This is a genomic window from Hymenobacter citatus, from assembly GCF_014333615.1.
Taxonomy (GTDB): domain Bacteria; phylum Bacteroidota; class Bacteroidia; order Cytophagales; family Hymenobacteraceae; genus Hymenobacter; species Hymenobacter citatus.
Genome location: NZ_JACSCY010000019.1, coordinates 25,440 through 46,208, shown reverse-complemented (window position 1 = coordinate 46,208; position 20,769 = coordinate 25,440). Strand labels below are relative to the sequence as shown.

16 protein-coding genes are annotated in these 20,769 nt (G+C 59.8%); 15 read left to right on the top strand and 1 reads right to left on the bottom strand.

The window, feature by feature from the left end; translation table 11 throughout:
* Positions 1 to 136: 136 nt before the first annotated feature.
* From H8B15_RS18410 to H8B15_RS18370, 9 genes are all read left to right on the top strand, one after another.
* Positions 137 to 3,304, top strand: a complete 3,168-nt coding sequence (locus H8B15_RS18410; protein WP_187321121.1) for a tetratricopeptide repeat protein — start codon at positions 137 to 139, stop codon at positions 3,302 to 3,304.
* Positions 3,305 to 3,551: 247 nt separating this feature from the next.
* The gene (locus H8B15_RS18405) at positions 3,552 to 5,252 is read left to right on the top strand and encodes a TonB-dependent receptor (protein ID WP_187321120.1); all 1,701 of its coding nucleotides are present in this window, start codon (positions 3,552 to 3,554) and stop codon (positions 5,250 to 5,252) included.
* Positions 5,253 to 5,424: 172 nt separating this feature from the next.
* Entirely contained in the window at positions 5,425 to 6,636 is a 1,212-nt protein-coding gene (locus H8B15_RS18400; RefSeq protein WP_187321119.1) for an HU domain-containing protein, read from the top strand.
* Positions 6,637 to 6,642: 6 nt separating this feature from the next.
* Positions 6,643 to 7,347 carry a MotA/TolQ/ExbB proton channel family protein gene (locus H8B15_RS18395; protein WP_187321118.1) on the top strand — a complete coding sequence of 235 codons (705 nt, stop codon included), beginning with the start codon at positions 6,643 to 6,645 and terminating at the stop codon, positions 7,345 to 7,347.
* Positions 7,348 to 7,470: 123 nt separating this feature from the next.
* Complete coding sequence (locus tag H8B15_RS18390; RefSeq protein ID WP_187321117.1) at positions 7,471 to 7,869, top strand: ExbD/TolR family protein; 399 nt, start codon at positions 7,471 to 7,473, stop codon at positions 7,867 to 7,869.
* 121 nt (positions 7,870 to 7,990) lie between these two features.
* Positions 7,991 to 8,905 carry a hypothetical protein gene (locus tag H8B15_RS18385; RefSeq protein WP_187321116.1) on the top strand — a complete coding sequence of 305 codons (915 nt, stop codon included), beginning with the start codon at positions 7,991 to 7,993 and terminating at the stop codon, positions 8,903 to 8,905.
* A 115-nt stretch (positions 8,906 to 9,020) separates the two neighbouring features.
* Positions 9,021 to 10,325 carry a bifunctional folylpolyglutamate synthase/dihydrofolate synthase gene (locus tag H8B15_RS18380; protein ID WP_187321115.1) on the top strand — a complete coding sequence of 435 codons (1,305 nt, stop codon included), beginning with the start codon at positions 9,021 to 9,023 and terminating at the stop codon, positions 10,323 to 10,325.
* A gap of 170 nt (positions 10,326 to 10,495) precedes the next feature.
* The gene (gene trmB / locus H8B15_RS18375; protein ID WP_187321114.1) at positions 10,496 to 11,158 is read left to right on the top strand and encodes a tRNA (guanosine(46)-N7)-methyltransferase TrmB; all 663 of its coding nucleotides are present in this window, start codon (positions 10,496 to 10,498) and stop codon (positions 11,156 to 11,158) included.
* A gap of 12 nt (positions 11,159 to 11,170) precedes the next feature.
* Positions 11,171 to 12,010: a maleylpyruvate isomerase N-terminal domain-containing protein gene (locus tag H8B15_RS18370; RefSeq protein ID WP_187321113.1), complete on the top strand. Its 840-nt coding sequence runs from the start codon at positions 11,171 to 11,173 to the stop codon at positions 12,008 to 12,010.
* Between the two features lie 3 nt (positions 12,011 to 12,013).
* On the opposite strand, the gene trpF is transcribed toward H8B15_RS18370, so the two are convergent.
* Positions 12,014 to 12,625: a phosphoribosylanthranilate isomerase gene (gene trpF / locus H8B15_RS18365; protein ID WP_187321112.1), complete on the bottom strand. Its 612-nt coding sequence runs from the start codon at positions 12,623 to 12,625 to the stop codon at positions 12,014 to 12,016.
* Between the two features lie 278 nt (positions 12,626 to 12,903).
* Between trpF and mnmA the strand changes: the two genes are divergently transcribed.
* From mnmA to H8B15_RS18335, 6 genes are all read left to right on the top strand, one after another.
* The gene (gene mnmA, locus H8B15_RS18360) at positions 12,904 to 14,046 is read left to right on the top strand and encodes a tRNA 2-thiouridine(34) synthase MnmA (RefSeq protein WP_187321111.1); all 1,143 of its coding nucleotides are present in this window, start codon (positions 12,904 to 12,906) and stop codon (positions 14,044 to 14,046) included.
* Positions 14,047 to 14,226: 180 nt separating this feature from the next.
* Positions 14,227 to 14,970, top strand: coding sequence for a hypothetical protein (locus H8B15_RS18355; protein ID WP_187321110.1), 744 nt, complete (start codon positions 14,227 to 14,229; stop codon positions 14,968 to 14,970).
* Between the two features lie 252 nt (positions 14,971 to 15,222).
* The gene (locus H8B15_RS18350) at positions 15,223 to 16,818 is read left to right on the top strand and encodes a S8 family serine peptidase (protein ID WP_187321109.1); all 1,596 of its coding nucleotides are present in this window, start codon (positions 15,223 to 15,225) and stop codon (positions 16,816 to 16,818) included.
* Positions 16,819 to 16,882: 64 nt separating this feature from the next.
* Positions 16,883 to 17,197 carry a hypothetical protein gene (locus tag H8B15_RS18345; RefSeq protein ID WP_185283651.1) on the top strand — a complete coding sequence of 105 codons (315 nt, stop codon included), beginning with the start codon at positions 16,883 to 16,885 and terminating at the stop codon, positions 17,195 to 17,197.
* Positions 17,198 to 17,334: 137 nt separating this feature from the next.
* The gene (gene rpe, locus H8B15_RS18340) at positions 17,335 to 18,018 is read left to right on the top strand and encodes a ribulose-phosphate 3-epimerase (RefSeq protein WP_187321108.1); all 684 of its coding nucleotides are present in this window, start codon (positions 17,335 to 17,337) and stop codon (positions 18,016 to 18,018) included.
* 142 nt (positions 18,019 to 18,160) lie between these two features.
* Positions 18,161 to 20,695 (top strand): TonB-dependent receptor, encoded by a 2,535-nt coding sequence (locus H8B15_RS18335; protein WP_187321107.1) that lies wholly within the window; start codon positions 18,161 to 18,163, stop codon positions 20,693 to 20,695.
* Positions 20,696 to 20,769 lie beyond the last annotated feature (74 nt).

Sequence of the window (20,769 nt, the reverse complement as noted above, 5' to 3'; positions counted from 1 at the left end):
TCAAAATGCTATATACCAAAGCACAGGGTAGGGACGTTTCCGCTAGAAAGTAGCACAATTCCTACCCTGGCCCGGCAATTTTCGCTACTTTTGGCCGATTCCGGGCGGATGGCGCCCCTTTCCGTAACGCCTCGTAATGAAGTTTATACCCCGTCTGGCGCTGGCGGCCTCGCTCAGCGCCGCCGTTCCGGCCGCCACCCTGGCCCAGCAAACGCAGGTTTTCACCAACACCGAACGCTACTACCAGGAAGGCCTGGAGCTGTTCGATCGGGCCAAATACGGCGCGGCGCAGCAGGCTTTCCGCCGCTACCTGGCTGCTACGGAGCGCCGCAGCGGCACCCAGCTCACCCAGGACCGCGGCGCCGATGCCGAATACTACGACGCCGTAGCGGGCCTCTACCTGCTGCACCCCGACGCCGAGGGGCAGATGCTGGCTTTTGCGGCCCATAATCCGGCGCACCCCCGCGCAGCTTCGGCGTTTCTGGAGCTGGGCAAGTTCTACTTTGCTAAGAAAGACTACCCTAAGGCCGTCGAGTACCTGCAACGGGTAGAGGCCGACAACCTGGCGCTGGAGCAGCGGGGCGAGGCTGAGTTCAAGCTGGCCTATTCCTACTTCGCCCAAAAGGAGTTCGACAAAGCCAAGCTGCTCTTCGACCGCAGCAAGCAGGGCAACCACCAGTACCGCTACGCCAGCAGCTACTACGCGGGCTACCTGGCCTACCAGGCCGGCGACTACGCCGCCGCCCGCCAGGACCTGGGCGTGGCCGAGCAAAGCGACGCCTACCGTCCCGTGGTGCCGGCCGTGATGAGCCAGATTTATTATAAGGAAGGCGACTACGACGGCCTGATTCGCTACGGCTCGGCGGCCCTCAACCAGACGCCGCCCCCGCAGTCGGCCGATGAAATCCAGTTGTTGGTGGCCGATGCGTACTACCAGAAGCAGGACTTCAAGCAGGCCGCGCCCTATTTTACGCAGTATGCCAACGGCCGCAAGCGCGTTGAGCCGGCGTTGCAGTATAAAATCGGGTACGCCAACTACCAGCTGGGCGACTACAAGAACGCCGCCAACAGCTTTAAAACCGTGGCGGCCCGCAAGGACTCGCTGGGGCAGAACGCGGCTTACCACCTGGGCTTAAGCTACCTGAAGCTCAATCAGAAGCAGCCCGCTCTCAACGCCTTTGACGCGGCCCGCAAGGCCACCTTCGACCAGCAGATTACGGAAAACGCCACCGTGAAGTACGCCCAAATCAACTACGAGCTGGGTAATTCACAGGAGGTAACCACCGTATTGCAGGACTTTGATAAGCAGTACCCGCGCTCCAAAAACGCCGACGTGGTGGACGACCTGCTGAGCACCAGCTTCCTGAACTCGTCGGACTACGCCAAGGCTATTGCCTACCTCGAAAAGCTGAACTCGCTGAGCCCCAAGCTGAAGGCTACCTACCAGCGCGTAACGTACTTGCAGGCAGCCACACTCTATAACAATAGTCAGTTTACGGAGGCGCTGGCCCTGCTGGATAAGTCGCTAAAATACCCACAAGACGAGGCGCTACGTGCGCAGGCGCAGGTGTTGCAAGGTGAGATTTACAGCGTGGGTCAGCGCTACCCCGAGGCCATTACGGCTTACGCCGCGGCGGCCCGCACCACCCGCTCGGGCGGTGGTGCCGACAACGACATTGAGCAGCAGGCCCGCTACGGCCTCGGCTACGCCTATTATAATACCAAGGACTACGCCCGAGCCAAGCCACAATTCACGGCCTGGATCGGGGATAAGTCGGCGCGCCCGGCCAACCCCAACTACTACGACGTGACCCTGCGCCTGGGCGACATTGCCTACGTGGACAAAACCTACCCCCAGGCCCTGAGCTACTACGACAAGGTGATTCAGGCCAACGCCGCCGACAAGGACTACGCCTACTACCAGAAAAGCGTGGTGCTGGGCCTGATGGGCAAGCGCGACGAGGCCGCCGGCACGCTGAGTACCCTGCTGAAAACCAACCCCAACTCGCGCTACGCCGAGCAGGCCGTGTACCAGCAGGCTGAGCTGGACTTCCAGGGGGCCAACTTCCAGGCTGCGGTGGATGGCTTCTCGCGCCTGCTACGCGCCCGGCCCAATAGCCCCTTGGCTCCGCAGGCCCTGCAAAAGCGCGGCGTGGCCTACGCCAACCTGGAGCAGCACGACAAGGCCGTGGCCGATTTTGAGCAGGTGCTCAACCAATACCCCGGCACGCAGGCTGCCAACAGCGCCCTGTATAGCTTGCAGGAAAGCCTCACAGCCCTAGGCCGCACGGAGGAGTTTGATAAATACTTGGCGCAGTTCAAGCAGCAAAACCCGCAGAGCAACGCTGCCGTGAGCGTGGAGTTTGAAGCGGCCAAGTCGCTGTACCTGGCCGAGAAATATGCCCAGGCCATTCCGCGTCTGGAAAGCTACCTGAAGCAGTACCCCAGCAACGCCCTGGCCGCCGATGGCCGCTACTACTTAGCTGATTCTTACCTGCAAACCGGCAAATCGGCCGAGGCGCTGCCCCGCCTGAAAGCCGTGGTAGAGGAAAACAAGAGCGAGTACGTGAACCGCGCCGTGAGCCGCGTGGCCGATCTGGAGTACGCCAACAAGAACTACCCCGAGGCCATCAAATATTTCCAGCGCCTGCGCGAGTCTAGCACCAACAAGCGCGAAGTGGCCAACGCCGGGGTAGGGCTGATGAAGAGCTACTACGAAAGCGGCGACTACGACAACACCCGCCGCGTAGCCCAGGAGCTGATTGCGCAGAGTGGCGCCTCGTTGAGCGCGGCCGGCGCAGCCCCTCTCTACCTGGGCAAGGCCAGCTACAAAGCCGGCAACCTCGATCAGGCCATCACGGAGCTGAACAAAGCCGCCACTGGCACCGATGAAAATGCCGCCGAAGCCCAGTACACCGTGGCCCAGATTCTGTTTGAGCAGAAGAAATATGACGATGCCCTGGACGCCGCCTACAAAACCAACGGCTCGGCTTTCGAGACGTGGCAGGGTAGGGGCTTCCTGCTGATTGCCGATATCTACGCCGCGCAAGGCGACACATTCCAGGCGCGCGCCACCCTCAACTCCATCATCGACAATAACTTCCCCCTGGCCGAAATCATCGAAGGAGCTAAAAAGCGCCTGGCCGCTCTACCGGCCGAGGGCAGCAGCGCTACGCCGGTCAAACCAGCTTCTACACCCGCTCCGACCACAACCAAGAAACCTGCTACCCGTCAGTCGGCACCTGTCCGCAGTAATCTCACGCCCACCACGGCGCCACCCGATTCCACGGCCACGCCGCAGTAGTTTGGTTGGTAGTGAAAATCGACTGTCATCCTGAGTAGCGCGAAGGACCTTTTCACGTTGGCACGAGTCGTTGCTGCGTTAGTCGTTCTCACGTGAGAAGGTCCTTCGCGCTGCTCAGGATGACACACGCTTTTTTACTCGCAACTCACAACCGGTAACTCACAACTCAAAAATCGCCTACCCCGTCGTCTGGCTCCCCCTCTCCCCGAGGAGAGGGGGCCGGGGGGTGAGGTCAGAACACTTCTTCATGAAACGAATTACCTACCATACCTACCTGGCCCTGGCTGCGCTGACTGCTGCGCCGCTTGCTGTCCAGGCTCAGAAAAAGCCCGGCGGCAAGATTGAGGAGGCCGAAGTGGAGATTGTGAAGGAGCGCGTGAACCAGCTACCCGAAGCGGCCCGCAACTACGAAAAGGTGCGCATCGAGCCGCCCGCTAAGCAGGCGGCCGCCACCACGTATAACTATCCCGATTTCCGCCTACCCACCGACCGCCTCAACCCCGCGGTGCGGGTGCTCACCATCCGGCAGGAAGATCTATTGCCGCTCACGGGCAACTATGTGAAAGCCGGTTTGGGTAACTATGGCACCGTCTACGGCAAGGCCTACTTGCATAATACCCGCGACGACCGCGCCAGCTACGGCCTCGATTTTAGCCACCTGTCATCGTCGCGCGGCCCGATTGACAAGCAGAACTCGCGCCAGAGCCAGACCCGCTTGGGGCTGAACGGCGAGATTTACAACGGCCCCGTGGCGCTGGGCGCCAAGTTGGATGTGGGGCGTGAGCGGTACAACTTCTATGGCTACAACCGCAACGTGCCTGACTTGCCCGACGACCCCGACGCACTGAAGCAGGTATTCTACCGCGCCGCGGCCAAAGTGTATGTGCGCAACCGCTCCGCCGATGCTCCTTTTCAATATGATCTGGGGGTAGGGTTCAACTACTGGAAGGACCAGTTTGAAGCCCGCGAAAGCAACTTCAATATCGGCTTCAAATCAGCGTATTCTTTGGCCGAAAAGGGGCGCGTGGTGGTCAATGGCGACTTATCGTTCATCTCGCAGCAAGATTCTATTGGCACTGTGAGCCGGCCGTTTGTGCAAATTGCGCCCAGCTACGAAGTGCTGTTGAACCGCTTAGCCATTTCGGTGGGTGCCAACATAGGCTACACTGGCGACACAATCAACGACCGAAACCAATTCAAGATTTATCCGGCCGTACGTGTGGGCTATACCGTCACGGAAGATAAGTTTCTGGTGTACGCCGGCCTGGGCGGCGCCCTGCAACGCGTGACGCTCTACGACCTGACCACCGAAAACCCCTGGCTGGCCAAAAACCAGCGCGTGGCCGACACCCGCCGCGGCCCTACCCTCTACGTGGGCTTTAGCTCCACGCCCGCCCGCAACCTGGAGCTGAACGCCAAAGTGACGGTTTCTAACGACCAGAACCTCTACTTCTATAACAACAACGCCCGCGACACCACCAAGTTTGATCTGGTGTACGACGACAAATCGACGCAGCTGTTGCAGGTGCATGCTGAGGCGCTGTACAACGCCGCCGAGAAGTTCCGGCTGGGCCTAAAGGCCGACTACAACGGCTACAACACCAAAACCCTGGCCGAAGCCTTCCATCGGCCCAAGTTTCAGACCAGCATCTTTGGTAGCTACAATGCCAGCGAGAAGCTGCGCGTGGGTGCCGAGCTGTATACGTATAGCTCCAGCTACGGCACGGGCTACCGACCAGTACTCACGCCGGCCGGTACCGTGCGCGAGCGGGTGGTGCTGCCTACCAGCTCCGTCATCGACCTGAACCTGAAGGCTGATTACCGATTCTCGGAAAATCTATCAATCTTTGCCATGGGCAATAATTTGCTCAACCGTCAATACCAGTACTTCCTAAACTACCCTGTGAAAGGAATTAACGTTTTGGCGGGTGTTACGTATGATTTTTAACCGCTCACTGTGTTAATGCCTGATTTCGCGTTGCTTTGCTACTTTATTTAGGGCCTTTCCGGTCTTCCTACCCTGCTGTGCTACAGCAGGGTAGGAAGACCGGAAAGGTTTTCGATTTTTAGCGGCTGACCAATATCTTGGCGTTTTCTGTTACTCTCTGACCCTCCTGCCCGTGCAGCTTTCCGACCATATTCGCACCCTGCTTCAACACCACGATTGCGTTATTATTCCCGATTTTGGTGGGCTGATTGCCGATTATGCCCCCGCGCAGATTCATCCGGTTCGCCACACCCTGGCGCCGCCTACCAAGCGCGTGGCCTTCAATCAGTCGTTGACCCGCAATGATGGGCTGCTGGTAGATGCCCTGAGCCGCACCCTGGGCGTAAGCGCCGGGCAGGCCCGCCAACTGGTGCAGGATGCCGTAGCGCGCCTGCGCGCTGAGCTGGACACCCAGCAGCGGACCGAGTTGCCAGGTATCGGTGTATTCCGGCAGGCGGCGGGCCGTGGATTGGATTTCGAGTATACGGGCTCCCAAAACCTGCTCTCTGCCAGCTACGGTCTGCCCGAGCTGGTGTCGCGGCCGGTGCGTGCTACGGATGCGCTGCTGGCCCGCGAGCGGCAGCCTGCCGCGCCACAATTAGCAGTGGGGCGCCGGGCGCGGCGCTTGTGGCAGTCGGCGGCCGTGGCCGTGGTGGTTGGGCTAGCGCTGTCGGCGCAATACCTGTACATCCTCAACCTGGATTTTCTGCCCGACGCGCTACGTTTCACTAGCAGCGCACCGGCGCAAACGGAGCTATCAGCACCAGCTGCGGCGCGGCCTATGCGCCAGCAGGCTACCCTGTCGCCCCGCCCCGATAACGACGATGCTGCGTGGTCGACTACGGTAGCAGAAGCACCCGTAGAAACCGCTTCCCCTGTAGCCGCGGAGGACGAAGCCACGGCGGCAGCGTGGGAAACCAAAGCCACTGCTCCTTCCCCAGCACCTGCGGTAGCCACGCCCGCCGCCAAGAAAGCTGCGCCAGTAGCTAGTACGCCAGTTGCTCCGGCAAAACCAGCCCCAATAGCTGTTGCAAAACCCGCCGCCCCTGCTACTAAAGCTGCGGTGCCCGCCGCCGCACCAACTGCCGCTACCGAAACTACAATTAAAAGCCGTACGGGTCGTTTCTACATTATTGCCGACGTGTTCAACTCCCTGCCCAAAGCCCAGCAGCGCGTGGCGCAGCTCAGCAAGCAAGGACAAATTGCACAAATTATTCTGCCATCGGCAACCAGCCGCTACTACCGCGTGTCGGTAGGAAATTACACCGACAAGCCAAGCGCTACCGCGCACCTGGCACAGTTGAAAAAGTATTCTAGTTCTTCTCCCTGGGTTCTCCCTTACTAGTCTAGCATGAGTGCATTCCTGCTGCAGATTACCACTGCCGCCACCGTAGCCGCCGACTCTGCCGCCGCAGCTACCAACGTTCCCGTTGCCGATACCACCGACCTGTCCCTGCTCGACCTGATTTTGAAAGGTGGCTGGATTATGGTGCCAATCTTTCTGCTTTCGTTCGTCTCGATTTACATCATGATCGAGCGGTACATCACGATTCGGCGGGCGGCTACTATGCCCTCCGGCTTCATGGGTAGCATCAAGAGCCTGATGGTGCGCGGCGACCTGCAAGGGGCCAAAATGCTCTGCGCGCAAACGCCCTCGCCGCTGGCCCGCATGATTGAGAAAGGTATTCGTCGCATTGGCCTACCCTTGCAGGAGATTGAGGCTAGCGTAGAGAACGTAGGAAAGATTGAAGTAGCCCGCCTCGAAAAAGGCATTGGCGTGCTGGGTATTATTGCCGGTATTGCGCCCATGCTCGGTTTCGTGGGTACTATTATTGGGGTTATCAAGATTTTCTACTCCATCTCCACCACCGGCGACTTCGGCATTGCGCAAATTTCGGGAGGTCTATACACCAAGATGGTTACCTCCGCCGCGGGCCTCATCGTGGGTATCATTGCTCACATCGGCTACCACTGGCTCAGCATCATGGTCGAAAACCTGGTGGTGCGCATGGAGAACTCCGCCGTGGAGTTCATGGATATTCTACAGGACAATTAGCAGTGAGATGGTGAGATAGTGAAATAGTGAGTTTGACGTTCTATTGGCATGAACTGCACTATTTGCGCAAATAGAACATGAAGCTCACCATTTCACTATCTCACCATTTCGCCACTCACACACATGAACCTCACCCGTCGCCGCAAGCTTTCTTCGCACGTCGAGACCAGCTCGATGAACGACATCATGTTCTTCCTGATGTTGTTCTTCCTAATTGTGAGTACGATGGTGAATCCGAACGTGATTAAGCTGATGCTGCCCAATGCCCGCTCGGGTAAGGCCGTGATGAAGCAGACCATCAATGTGTCGGTGAATGCCAACGGGGAATATTTCATTGACCGTCAGCCCGTGACGGCCGCTACCCTGGAGCAGGAACTGGGCAACCGCGTGCAGGGCCAGGAAAACACCACCGTGGTGCTGCGCGTCGACTCCGGCTTGAACGTGCAGAAGCTGGTAGACGTACTGGAAATCGGCAACCGCCTGAAAATCAAAATGGTCATGGCCACGCAGGCCCAGAAGTAAATGGTGAGTAGTGAGATGGTGAGTTTGACGTTCTGGCTATGCCAATCGCGCAGACTGCGCCATTAATTTTTTAGAACAGCAAACTCACCATCTCACTACTCACCATCTCACCACTTTCCCTATGGCAACTCACCGCGAAGAGCACCGCCGCGAGGCCCTCCTGGGCGCCGTGATTATTCACGGTCTGCTGGCCGCGGTGTTTGTGTTTACTGTGTTTCGGGAACCAGATCCACCCCTGACGTTTGGTGGCGACGGGGTAGAGCTGAACTATGGTATTGATGAAGCCGGTTCAGGCGACATTCAGAGCCTGGCGACGGCCAACGACTCGCGCAACCGCGAGGATAGCCGCCCGCCCGCCAATAATCCGTCGCCCCAGCCGCGGGCCGCGCCCGTAACGCCCCCGCCTAGCCCGCCCCAGCCAGCGGTGCAGGAGAAGATTGTGACCAGCGAGGCCGAGGAAAGCCCCGTATCGGTGCCGCCCGTCACGCGGGCCACGCCCCGGCCTACCCCTGAGCCTCCCCGCGAGGAAGTACGCGAGGAAGCACCACCCAAACCGGCTCCCAAACCCCGCACGCTCTACACGCCCCGCGGTAGTGCCTCGGGCGGCGGCAACGGCGTGAACGGCACCAGCAACACGCCCACCGGCAACAACAACGGCGACCGGCCCGGCAGTGTGGGCGACCAAGGCGACCCACGCGGCACCCTCGACGCTAAGGCGCTATACGGCCAACCTGGTAGTGGTGGTAGCGGCAGCAGCCCCGGCAGCGGCGGCGCCGGCGGCCTTGAAATGAGCGGTTGGGCTTTTGTAAACCGCCCCACCGCGCCGGCTCTAGACAACAACTCTGGTTTCGTACGCTTCCGCATTAAAGTGAATGCCGATGGCGAGGTAGATGCCATTACGAAAGTGTCCGGTAACGTGTCGGCGGCGCAGGAAAAGGCATGCCGCGACGCCCTGCAAAACGCCGAGTTCCGGCGGACCACTTCGGCTACGGGCGGCGGCTCGGGCTACTACACCTTCCGCTTTACAGTACGGTAGCGGTGAGATGGGGAGTAGCGAAATGGTGAGTTTGACGGTTTGACTGCGCTATTTTTGCAAGCTGCGCGGCCAGAACGTCGAACTCACTATTTCACTACTCCCCATCTCACCATTTATGACCTACCGTGAAACCCTCGACTACCTTTACCAACAGTTGCCCATGTACCAGCGGGTAGGGGCAGCGGGCTTCAAGAAAGGCCTCGGCAACACCGAAGCGTTGGCTGAAGCCATGGGGCATCCTGAGCGAAAGTTCCGGGCCGTGCACGTGGCTGGTACCAATGGCAAGGGGAGCAGTTCTAATATGTTGGCGGCCGTATTGCAGGCGGCCGGCTATCGAGTAGGGCTCTACACGTCGCCGCACCTGCGCGAGTTCACGGAGCGCATTCGCCTCAATGGGCAGGAGCTAGCGCCCGACTATCTAGTGCAGTGGGTAGCGAAATGGCGGCCGTTGTTTGAGCAGATCCAACCGTCATTTTTTGAGATGTGCGTGGCCTTGGCCTATTCGTATTTTGCCGAGGAGCAGGTTGATATTGCCGTGGTGGAGGTAGGGCTGGGCGGCCGGCTGGATTCCACCAACATCATCACGCCGCTCGTCTCGCTCATCACCAACATCAGCTACGACCACCAAGCCATGCTCGGCGATACGCTGCCGCTGATTGCCGCCGAAAAAGCCGGTATTATCAAGCCTGGCGTGCCGGCCATCATCAGCCAAACCCAGCCGGAGGTAGTGGCGGTATTCCAGCAAAAAGCGAATGCAGAAAATGCGCCGTTGCTTTTCGCTGATCAGCAGTACCAGGTGTTACAGCCGGTGGAAACTGTCGTGTCCGATGCGAATACCCAACTCCTAGACGTACAGCACCACGGCACGCCCTACCTGGCCCAATTGGAGCTAGGGCTGCTGGGCGACTACCAGCGGCTAAACCTACCTGGCGTGCTGGCAACCATAGACGAATTGCGGCAGCAGGGTTTCACGATTTCGGAAGATGCCCTGCGCACGGGCTTGCGCGAAGTCACCCGCCTCACCGGCTTTGCCGGCCGTTGGACCATCATTGGCCGTCAGCCACTCACCATCTGCGACACGGCCCACAACGAGGCTGGCTTGCGCCTGACCATGCACCAGCTGGCCCAACTGCCGCATCAGCAACTGCATCTCGTGCTGGGTGTCGTCAACGATAAGGATGTGACGCCCGTGCTGCTCCTGCTGCCTCAGGATGCCACCTATTATTTCTGCCAAGCCAGCATCCCGCGGGCGTTGCCAGCCGAGACCCTGGCGACTCAGGCAGCCGGGGTAGGGCTGCACGGCACGGCCTACCCTACGGTGGCCGCTGCGGTGCAAGCCGCCCGCGCTGCCGCCACGGCCGAAGACGTAGTCTACATCGGTGGTAGTACTTTTGTGGTAGCCGAGGTAGACGACCTTTGATAAAAGGCGAAAGCCGTTATAACTGTCATCCTGAGCTTGCGAAGGACCTTATCACAGCAGAACGAGTCGTTGATACGCCTGTCGTTCTGTTGTAATAAGGTCCTTCGCAAGCTCAGGATGACAGATGGCTTTACACTCACCATTTCACAACTTCACCATTTCACCATTCCGTGAGTCGAATTAAACTCATCCGCTTTGCGGAGAATGCCAACCGTCCGGACATTGTAGAGCCGGGCAAGGACACGTATCAGCAACTGGGCGGGCGTTGGCACGAAGCATTTTTTCAAAATAACCACCCCATCACGCTGGAGGTGGGCTGCGGCAAGGGCGAGTACACGGTAGGACTGGCTGAGCGCTACCCTGAGCGCAACTTCCTGGGCTTGGATATCAAGGGTGACCGAATCTGGCGGGGTAGCACTCGCGCCGAGGCGCTGGGCCTCACGAACGTGGGCTTTGTGCGCACCCGTGCGCATGACCTGCTTACGCACTTCGCACCCGGCGAGCTGGCCGAAATCTGGATTACCTTCCCCGACCCGCGTCCCCGCGACCGGGATATTAAGCGCCGCCTCACCTCGCCGCGCTTCCTGGATCTGTACCAGCAGGCCTTGCAACCCGGCGGCCTCATCCACCTCAAAACCGACAACGAGGGTCTGTTTGACTACACGCTGGAAGTTCTGCACGAGCGCGCTGGCGCCTCCATCCTGGCGCATACCAAGGACCTGTACGCCACGCCCGAACTGCTCCCCCACGCCGAGGACATCCAGACCACTTTCGAACGGAAGTACCGCACGCTGGACGTGCCGATTAAGTACGTGCAGTTTACACTGCGCTAACGCTTGTAGGCTATGCTACATTTGCCAGTACCGACCACCATCCATCTATTTCCAGTGCTAGACGAGCACTTGCTGACGTTGCTCCGCTCGTTGGAACCGGCTGATTGGCACCATCCCACGGTAGCCCCGCAATGGGATGTGCAAGCCATTGCCCTGCATTTGCTGGATGGAAATCTGCGCACGCTTTCTATGCTGCGCGACGGCTATTTTGGAGTGGCGGGCCCGGCAAGCTCAGCCTACAAGGATGTAGTGACGTACCTGAACGAGCTGAATGCCACATGGGTAACGGCTGGTCGGCGGCTGAGCCCACACGTTATTACGTGGTTGCTGGAAATGAGTGGCTCGTATTACAACACGTATTTGGCCAGCCTCGACCAAGACGCGCCGGCAACTTTTGCCGTGGCTTGGGCCGGAGAAGAAACCTCGAGCAATCGGTTTCATATTGCCCGCGACTACACCGAGAAGTGGCATCATCAGCAGCAAATCCGGCTGGCGGTAGGGCAGGCCGACGCGCTCTTGCAACCAGCGTTGTACCAGCCCTTTTTGCTTACCTGTTTGCAAGCGCTGCCCCATCACTACCGCGCGGTAGAAGCGCCCCCCGGCACAGCCATTCAGGTAACCATCATCGAACCGGGGGCAGTAACCTGTTACGTATACCGAGATGAAAATGGGTGGCAGCTACTTGCTGCATATCAGGGGGAAAGTACAACGACTATCACGCTGGAAGGCGAGGTGGCGTGGCGACTGTTCACCAAAAGCTTACCACCCGCGCAAGCCGCTGCGCACGCGCACGTAACGGGCAATGCGCAGCTGGCCGAGCCGTTCTGGCGACTTGTCACCGTGATGGGGTAGGGCTTACTCTTCCAAGGCTTCAAACACGGCTTCCAACTCCGTAAAATCGCGCAGGCCCGGCTTGATTTCGTCACCGCCAGAGAGAATGAAGCCGGCGGGCTGTACGGTATCGAGTAGGGGAAGTACATTGCTAGGAGTGATGGCGCCGCTGAGCCACAGCGGGAAACGGACGGCAGCTTCGGCCAGCTGCTGCTGGGTGGTGAGGTCCAACTCCGGCGAGTCTAGCACAACTACTACCCCAAAACCGGTAGGAAAAATAGTGCTATACTGCTGCGCCATCTCCTCGCGCTGAGCGCCGCTTAGGCTATCAGCGAGATTTACAGTCAGCAACGAAGCCACCGAAAGCGGCGTGGTGGGCAGCTGGTGCAGCAACACTTCCTGAAGGCCACATTCCTCCACCAGCCGGTTGATTTCAGAAACAGGTTGCGCGTCGAACTCGCCCAGCAGCTTCACGCCCGCCACCCAGCCGGCCAGTTCCCCCATGAGGGTTGGCGTTACGGCGCCAGGTAGGGTAGGGTCGAGGGTGAAGATGAGGCCGTCGGCGCCCATGCCGGCGCAGTAGCGGGCGTCGGAAAGATTGTTGATGCCGCGAACGAGAACGGGAATACGGAGCATGTAAGGTAGAGTCTTGGGGTCTTGGGGTCTTGGGGTCTTAGATTTTTAAGCAGACGCCTGATCCGCAAGCACCGGTCAGTTGAAAGTGCAAAGATTGGCAAAAGTACAGTTGTCAGTCCGAGCGGAGCGAGGAATCAGAGGGACCCGTTCACAAAATCCGTGAAATTCGCTTAATCCGAGCGAATCCGTGATTCAGATTAAAGACACGCCAAAACCCAATTCCGTATCTTTGCGGCGCGGCCGGGAACTTTGGACTCCCGGGCGTTTTTCTACTCTCCATGAACACGACGAAAGGACGGGTGCTGGTCGCGATGAGCGGCGGCATCGACAGCTCGGTGGCAGCGGTATTGCTGCACGAGCAAGGCTACGAGGTGGTCGGTATGACCATGAAAACCTGGGACTACGCCTCGGCGGGCGGCTCCAAAAAAGAAACCGGCTGCTGCTCCCTCGACAGCATCAACGACGCCCGGCAGATTGCCGTGGAGCTGGGTTTCCCGCACTACATTATCGACATCCGCGACGAGTTCGGGGATTTCGTCATCAGCAACTTCACCGACGAGTACTTGGCCGGCCGCACGCCCAACCCCTGCGTGCTCTGCAACACCCACATTAAGTGGGATGCCCTGCTGCGCCGCGCCGACCAGCTCGGCTGCGAGTTCATCGCCACCGGCCACTACGCCCAGGTGCGCCACGAAAACGGCCGCTACGTAGTCAGCAAAGGCGTGGATGAGAACAAGGACCAGTCGTACGCTCTGTGGGGCGTATCGCAGGAAAGCCTGTCGCGCACGTTGTTTCCGTTGGGCGCCATGCGCAAAACCGAGATTTACGACGAGGCGCGTCGCCGCGGCTTTACGGAGCTGGTAAACAAGCCCGAGAGCTACGAAATCTGCTTCATCCCCGACAACGACTACCGCGGCTTCCTGCGCCGCCGCGTGCCGGGCCTGGAGGAGCGCGTGGCCGGCGGGCAGTTCGTACTGCGCGATGGTACGGTGGTGGGTACGCACGCGGGCTACCCCTTCTACACCATTGGCCAGCGCAAAGGGCTGGGCGTGGCCCTGGGCTTCCCAGCCTACGTCACGGCCATTCACCCCGAAACCAACCAGGTAGTGCTCGGCAACTACGACGACCTGGCCAGCACGGCCACTGTGGTGGGCAAGCTGAACATGGGCAAATGGTCCTCTCTGGAAGGCCGCGGCCTGGTTCCCAGCACCACCAAAGTGCGCTACAACCACGACGGCGCCCCGGCCTTTCTGGAGCAGGTAGGCGACAAAATCCGCGTGTACTTCGAAGAGCCCGTGCACGCCATCACGCCCGGCCAGGCCGCCGTGTTCTACGACGGCCAGGACGTGCTAGGCGGCGGCTGGATAGAACGGCACGTTATTGGCGAATTGCCGTTACCAGCTGAATTGGCTGCTGTATAAGTTGTATAGTAGGTGTTATTTGATAGATCGTCATTTCGAACGCAGTGAGAAATCTCGCATGCTCCCGGTAATTTCCTGACGATTGGATTGCTGTTGCACGCAAGATTTCTCACTGCGTTCGAAATGACGGTCTGTCAAACAACACCTACTATACAACTGACAGCTAAGACGAACAACTATATGACGCATCACTATCCACGATTATTGAGCCGGGTTTTCGTCGTTAGCTTGCTGGCGCTGGCTGCTGTGGCCTGCACCGAAAACAACGAGGAAACGCCCGCACCCGAAAACGATTATTACCCCGTGAGGGTAGGCACCTACCGCACCTACGCCGTGACCGACAGCCTCTGGCGCGACAACGTGCTGACGGTGCAGCAGTTTCAGTTTCGGGAGCGGGTGGCGGGCAGCTTTACCGATGCCAGCGGGCAGACGGCCTACAACGTGATCCGCTCGCGCCGCGCCACCGCCACCGACGCCTGGCAGGACGACAGCACCCTGGTGCTGCTACCCACCGACCGCACCTTACAGCAGATTCGCAACAACCGCCGTACCGTGGAGCTGGTGTTTCCTACCCGCACCGGCTACAGTTGGAACCGCGACGCCTACAACTCCCTCGATACCGTAACGGCCCAGAACCGGGAGTATCAGCAGGTAGGCGAGGCCTACACTGCAAACGGCCGCACCTACGAGCGCACCGTGACCACCACTGACACCGAGCTAAACACCGCCACCGGCACCACCCTCGACGATGGCCTGTATAACGTGGCCAAGTACCGGCAGGTATATGCCCAGGGCGTGGGTCCGGTGGCGCGCGTACGTCGGCGGTTCGTGTACTGCGGCACCGGCAACTGTGTGCCCACCAAAAATAATGTGTACCGTGGGCAGGTGCGCCGCGAAACGCTGCTGGAATCCGGCAACCTATAGGACATAGAATAACTACTTGTTTTGCTAAAAAAATGAGAAAAGGCTCGCGCAATGCGGGCCTTTTTTTATGCATCAAGCATCGTGTTTATCCAACAAAATCGTTTTGAATATAGGCATAAGCTATGAAAATTCGTATCTTGGAGGCAGGTAAGCAGCGCCATTTTTATGCGGATTCTCATACTATTAGTAATGGTCTGGTGGCCATTCGCAAACCGAGTGATGGCTGCGCTACGGCCCCCAGTGATACCTACCGTGCGCAAGCACCTGATCTACCTGCGCGACAAAGCCAACACGCCCTATAGCCTCACGGCGCCCCAACGGTTTCTGACGGCCCGCGCCCTGGCCCGTCGTACCCGCCAAAACATTGCCCTGCTGCCCCGCGACCTGCCCGTAGACCCCGCCTACGTGGCGCAGGTGCAGGCCGTGGCCGGCACCAAGGTGTGGTACACCTCACGGTGGTTTAATGCCGTGGTAGTAGAGTGTGATTCCGCCGCGCTGGCTCTGGTGCAGGCCTTGCCGTGCGTGCGCAGTGCGCGCACGCTCAACCGGCCGGCGGCTGCTTCATCGCCTTCCGTGGCAGCCCCCGCGCTTACCCCTGCCCGCCCCGCTGGCACCCGCGCCGACTACGGCAAAGCCTACGCCCAAACCCGCCAGATTGGGGCCGACGTGATGCACGACGCTGGTTTTCGGGGCGAAGGCATGCAGATTGCCGTGTTCGATGGTGGCTTTCCGGGAGTGAATACTGGGTTGGTTTTCGCCTCGCTGTACCAGCAGAACCGCTTGGCCAGCGTGTACAACTTCGTAGGGCGCGACCAGAATATATATCAGTACGATGACCACGGTACGTTGGTACTCTCCACGATGGCCGGCAACCAACCCGGCGTATTTGTCGGTACGGCTCCACAGGCAACCTACCATCTGTTTGTGACGGAGGATGTCGCCTCGGAGCACCCACTTGAGGAAGTTAATTGGCTGATTGCTGCCGAACGGGCCGATTCGCTGGGCATCGATATCATCAACTCATCGCTGGGCTACAACACCTTTGATGCGCCCTCCGTCGACTATACCTATGCCGAGTTAGACGGCCGCACCGCGCTTAGCACGCGGGCAGCCACGGTGGCGGCGCGGGTAGGGATGCTGGTAGTCAGCAGCGCCGGCAACGAGGGCAATAACCGCTGGCGCTACCTCACGGCCCCCGCCGACGCTGATTCCATCCTGACGGTAGGCGCCGTAGACTCGCTGGGCCTGCGTGCCCGGTTCAGCTCCATTGGTCCTACGGCCGATAACCGCCTGAAGCCCAACGTGAGCGCCATGGGCCAACAGGCGGCCTTTGTGTATCCCAGTGGAGCGATAGGGCGCGGCAATGGCACCTCCTTTTCCAGTCCCATCACGGCAGGGCTGGCGGCCGGCTTCTGGCAGGCGCACCCCACGCTCACAGCCCAGCAGGTGATTGACTACCTGCAACGTTCAGCCTCGCAAGCCACCACACCAGATAACCTATTGGGCTACGGTATCCCCAACTTCGGGCGGGCGCAGCAAGCGGTGGCAGGCATCCCCCTACCCACGGCGCCCACCGTGGGGGTAGGGCGCTTGGTACAGTTGTATCCGAATCCCGTGCCGCCCGGCGCGGCTGCGTGCACCCTGCAACTCCCCGCCGAGCTGCGCACTCAGCCGCTTGAAGTGCGCCTCTACGATGTGCGGGGCAGCCTGGTAGCAACTCTGGTGCTACCAGCATCCAACGCCGCCAGCGTGCAGTTGCCCACGGCCTCATTGCAGCCGGGCGTATATAGCTGCCGATTGGGTAGGCGCGGTGCGGCGCCCTACACGTTGCGTCTGATTCGGTTGTAGCGCAGCTGCTGGCCCGGTTCACGGCTGGCTTCTTCTTGTTTTTTCAATTCCTTACTTTTCTCAGATGTTACAGTTAATGGTGACCAAGCGCATTGGTCGGCGACAGTTTCACTTCACGGTACAAGGCCCCAACTTCCACGAAGTAGTGGCCGAATACGACCGGCTCAGCTTCCCCGACGTGCCCGCCTGCGGCCTGTGCGGCTCCGACAACCTGGACCTTACCTCCCGCGTGGCCCAAGACAAGTTCAAGTATACCAGCGTAAAATGCCTCGATTGCCGCGGTGACGTAACGTTCGGCAAAACTCAGAAAGACGACCAAACCTACTTCCTGCGCAAGCGCGAAAACGGTGAAATCGACTGGCAAGCCTGGAAGAAATAGTGAGATAGTGAAATGGTGAGATGGTGAGTTTGATGTTCTGATTGCACTACCGGCGCAGTTCGCGCAAGTGGCGCCGTCAGAACATCAAACTCACCATCTCACCATTTCACTATCTCACCACTCACTATCTTCGCCCTATGAATGCTACTCGTCCGAAACCTCAGCTGGCGCCTTCGTTGCTGGCCAGTGACTTTGCCAACCTGCAAGCCGAAGTGGAGCGCTTGGCCGACAGCGCCGCCGACTGGCTGCATTGCGACGTGATGGACGGCCGCTTCGTGCCCAACATTTCCTTCGGCGTGCCCGTGCTGGAGGCCATTGCCCGCTACGCCAAGCAACCCCTCGACGTGCACCTGATGATCGAAAGCCCGCAGGACTACCTACAGGCCATCCGCGACGCGGGTGCCGCCAGTATCACGGTGCACTACGAAGCCTGCCCGCACTTGCACCGGGTGGTGCAGCAAATCAAGAAGCTGGGCTGCAAAGCCTGCGTGGCCCTGAACCCGGCTACCCCCGTAAGCCTGCTTGAAGACATTGCCGCTGACCTGGATATGGTGCTGGTGATGTCCGTGAATCCCGGCTTTGGTGGCCAAACGTTTATCCCCAACACCCTGCGCAAAGTAGCTGCCCTGAAAGAGTTGCTAATCGACTGCGGCTCGTCGGCCCTCATTGAAATCGACGGTGGCGTGAGCAGCGACAATGCCGCCGCTTTGGTGCAAGCCGGCGCCGACGTGCTGGTGGCCGGTAGCTTTGTATTCAGTGGTGGCGACCCAGTGGGCACGTTGGCCCGGCTGCGCCAACAGGTAGATGAGGTAGCGTATTGATATGCTGATGAGTTGATGTGCTGCTAAGTAAGTGGATGAGGTTATATAATAATAGGTGTTGGCAGGATGGTTGTCAGCGAGCTAGTGGGGTTGCGTCGTGTTATCAGCATATTTACCGATCAGCACATCCGATAAATACTCTATGACGCACGCGGACCGTTCTGGCTGTCTTTTTTGGGGAATTGTAACGGCGTTGTTGCTGGTGGGAATGCCTGCCGCCGTGGCCCAGCAAGTAGCTTCGCAACTGGTGAGTGGCACCGTGCGCGATGCGGCTGGTGAGCCGTTGCCCCAGGTAGGGGTAGGCGTGGAAGGCCAACCCGGCGGCACCAGCACCAACGAGCAGGGCTATTTTCGGCTGCGAGTAGCGTTTCCGGCCGGGGAGCCTGCGCCGGTATTGGTGGTGCGCAGTCTGGGCTTTCAGGCCTTACGCGTGCCGCTATCGGCCGCTACGATTCAGCCACTTCAGCTTACCTTGCAGGCCGATTCCCGCGCCATCGGCAACGTGACTGTGCGCGGCCGCCGCGACCAGGCCGATACCCGTGAACAAGTCAGCCTCACGCCGCTCGACCCGCGGGCGGTCAAGGAGCTGCCCTCTACCTTCGGCGACTTCAATAAGATTCTGACCACCCTACCCGGCGTGGTAGCCAACAACGAGCTAACCAGCACCTACTCGGTGCGGGGTGGCAACTACGAGGAAAATCTCGTGTACGTGAACGGCTTTGAAATATACCGGCCGTTTCTGGTGACAGCCGCTCAGCAGGAAGGCCTCAGCTTCATCAACCCGGATTTGGTGGAGAAGGTGGAATTCTCGACCGGGGGCTGGCAGCCGAAGTATGGTGATAAACTGTCGTCGGTGCTGAGCGCGCAGTACAAAACGCCCCGCCGTTTTGCCGCTTCGGGCTCGGCCAGCCTGGTAGGCGGCACGGCCCACGTGGAGGCGACTTCGCCCAACAAGCGCGTGAGCTACCTGGCCGGCGTGCGCTACAAAAACGCCCGCTACGTGTTGCAGTCGCTACGCCAGCAGCAGGGTGGCTACAACCCTACCTTCTACGACGGCCAGCTCTACGTGAATGCCAACCTGGGCCCCGCCGGCGACGAAACCCGCACCTCGCTGGGGATACTGGCCACGGCCGCCCACAACGATTTTCGCTTCACGCCCGAGAGCGGGCAAAGCACCTTCAACGCGGCGGGGAACCAACTCACCCGCCTCACCATCTTCTACGATGGCCGCGAGCGGATGCAGTACGACACCTACCAGGGCGGCCTGAACCTGCGCCACCGCTTCACCGACCGCCTCCAGGGCGAGCTGCTGGCCGGTGCGTTTGTGTCTAGGGAGCTGGAGTACCGCGACGTGGAAGCCAGCTACCGTTTCTCGGAAATCAACCGTGCCCCCGGCCCCGATTTCAACCGCGAAGTGCGCGTGCGCGACGTGGGCTCGCGCTTCGACCACTCCCGCAACACGCTGTTGGCGAAGGTGTTTACGCTGGACGCCCGCGGCCAATGGACGCCCGCGGCCCGGCACCTGGTACGCTTCGGGGTGAAGACGGGTAGGGAGCGGATTGACGATCAGCTCAACGAATACAGTTTCGTAGACTCGGCCGACTACGTGCCCGAGTACCGCCGCACCCGCCTGGTGTCGGACCTGAACCTGGACAGCTACCGCACCCAGGGCTACGTGCAGAATACCTTCGATATTGACTCTTTGAAAACGCTCACGCTGGGCGTGCGGGCGCATTATTGGTCGGTCAATCAGCAGTTGGTAGTTAGTCCGCGGGTGCAGTACGCCCAGGTGTCGCGCCGCCACCCTAATGTGTCGTACAAGGCGGCCGTGGGCCTATATGCGCAACCGCCGTTCTACCGGGAGCTACGCAACCAGGTAGGCACGCAGGCTACCCTGCAAGATGCGCTGCTGATTCAGGCTCAGCTCAATCCTGAACTGCGGGCGCAGAAGTCGCTGCACGCTATTGCCGGCACCGAAATCCGCTTTCAGCAGTTCGACCGGCCGTTTCGGTTTTCGGGTGAAGTCTATTATAAGTACCTCACTGACGTGGTGCCCTACGACGTGGACAACCTGCGCCTGCGCTACTTCGCCAAAAACAACGCCCGCGCCTACGCCGCCGGAATCGATGCGCGCATCAGCGGCGAGTTTGTGCGCGGGGCCGAATCGTGGTTCAGCCTGGGTGTGCTGACAACGCGCGAAAACCTGGATGGCGACTCGATGAACGTCTATAACGGCCAGGGCCAGGTGACGGGTAGGGAGGCCAAGGGCTACATCCGCCGCCCCAGCGACCAGCGCCTGAGCGCGGGCATTTTCTTCCAGGACCACTTGCCCGATAACCCTTCGGTGCGGGGCTACGTGAATTTGGTCTTCGGGACCGGCCTACCCTTCAGCCCCCCCAACGACCCCGATGCCCGCGGCACCAGCACGCTGGTGCGCTCCTACAAGCGGGTAGACCTGGGCTTCTCCAAAGTCCTGACGGTGCGCGCCGGCAATGAGGCTGCCCGCCACCCCGGCCAGCTGCAAAGCCTGTGGCTGGGTCTGGAAATTCTCAACGTGCTGCAAGCCAACAACGTGGCCGGCTATAGCTACGTGCAGGACATCAACGGCCGCACCTATGCCGTGGCCAACTACCTCTCGCAACGGGTAGTAAACCTGCGCCTGATCGGGCGATTTTAGGAAGTAGTGAACTAGTGAGGTGGTGAAATGATGAGTTTGATGTTCTGGCTGCGCCGCTTGTGCAAAATGCGCCA

Bases quoted from the DNA above. Each gene is read 5' to 3' on its own strand.
- H8B15_RS18410 (WP_187321121.1), top strand. From the start codon at position 137: ATGAAGTTTATACCCCGTCTGGCGCTGGCGGCCTCGCTCAGCGCCGCC.
- H8B15_RS18405 (WP_187321120.1), top strand. From the start codon at position 3,552: ATGAAACGAATTACCTACCATACCTACCTGGCCCTGGCTGCGCTGACT.
- H8B15_RS18395 (WP_187321118.1), top strand. From the start codon at position 6,643: ATGAGTGCATTCCTGCTGCAGATTACCACTGCCGCCACCGTAGCCGCC.
- H8B15_RS18390 (WP_187321117.1), top strand. From the start codon at position 7,471: ATGAACCTCACCCGTCGCCGCAAGCTTTCTTCGCACGTCGAGACCAGC.
- H8B15_RS18385 (WP_187321116.1), top strand. From the start codon at position 7,991: ATGGCAACTCACCGCGAAGAGCACCGCCGCGAGGCCCTCCTGGGCGCC.
- H8B15_RS18380 (WP_187321115.1), top strand. From the start codon at position 9,021: ATGACCTACCGTGAAACCCTCGACTACCTTTACCAACAGTTGCCCATG.
- H8B15_RS18370 (WP_187321113.1), top strand. From the start codon at position 11,171: ATGCTACATTTGCCAGTACCGACCACCATCCATCTATTTCCAGTGCTA.
- trpF (WP_187321112.1), bottom strand. From the start codon at position 12,625: ATGCTCCGTATTCCCGTTCTCGTTCGCGGCATCAACAATCTTTCCGAC.
- mnmA (WP_187321111.1), top strand. From the start codon at position 12,904: ATGAACACGACGAAAGGACGGGTGCTGGTCGCGATGAGCGGCGGCATC.
- H8B15_RS18355 (WP_187321110.1), top strand. From the start codon at position 14,227: ATGACGCATCACTATCCACGATTATTGAGCCGGGTTTTCGTCGTTAGC.
- H8B15_RS18345 (WP_185283651.1), top strand. From the start codon at position 16,883: ATGTTACAGTTAATGGTGACCAAGCGCATTGGTCGGCGACAGTTTCAC.
- rpe (WP_187321108.1), top strand. From the start codon at position 17,335: ATGAATGCTACTCGTCCGAAACCTCAGCTGGCGCCTTCGTTGCTGGCC.
- H8B15_RS18335 (WP_187321107.1), top strand. From the start codon at position 18,161: ATGACGCACGCGGACCGTTCTGGCTGTCTTTTTTGGGGAATTGTAACG.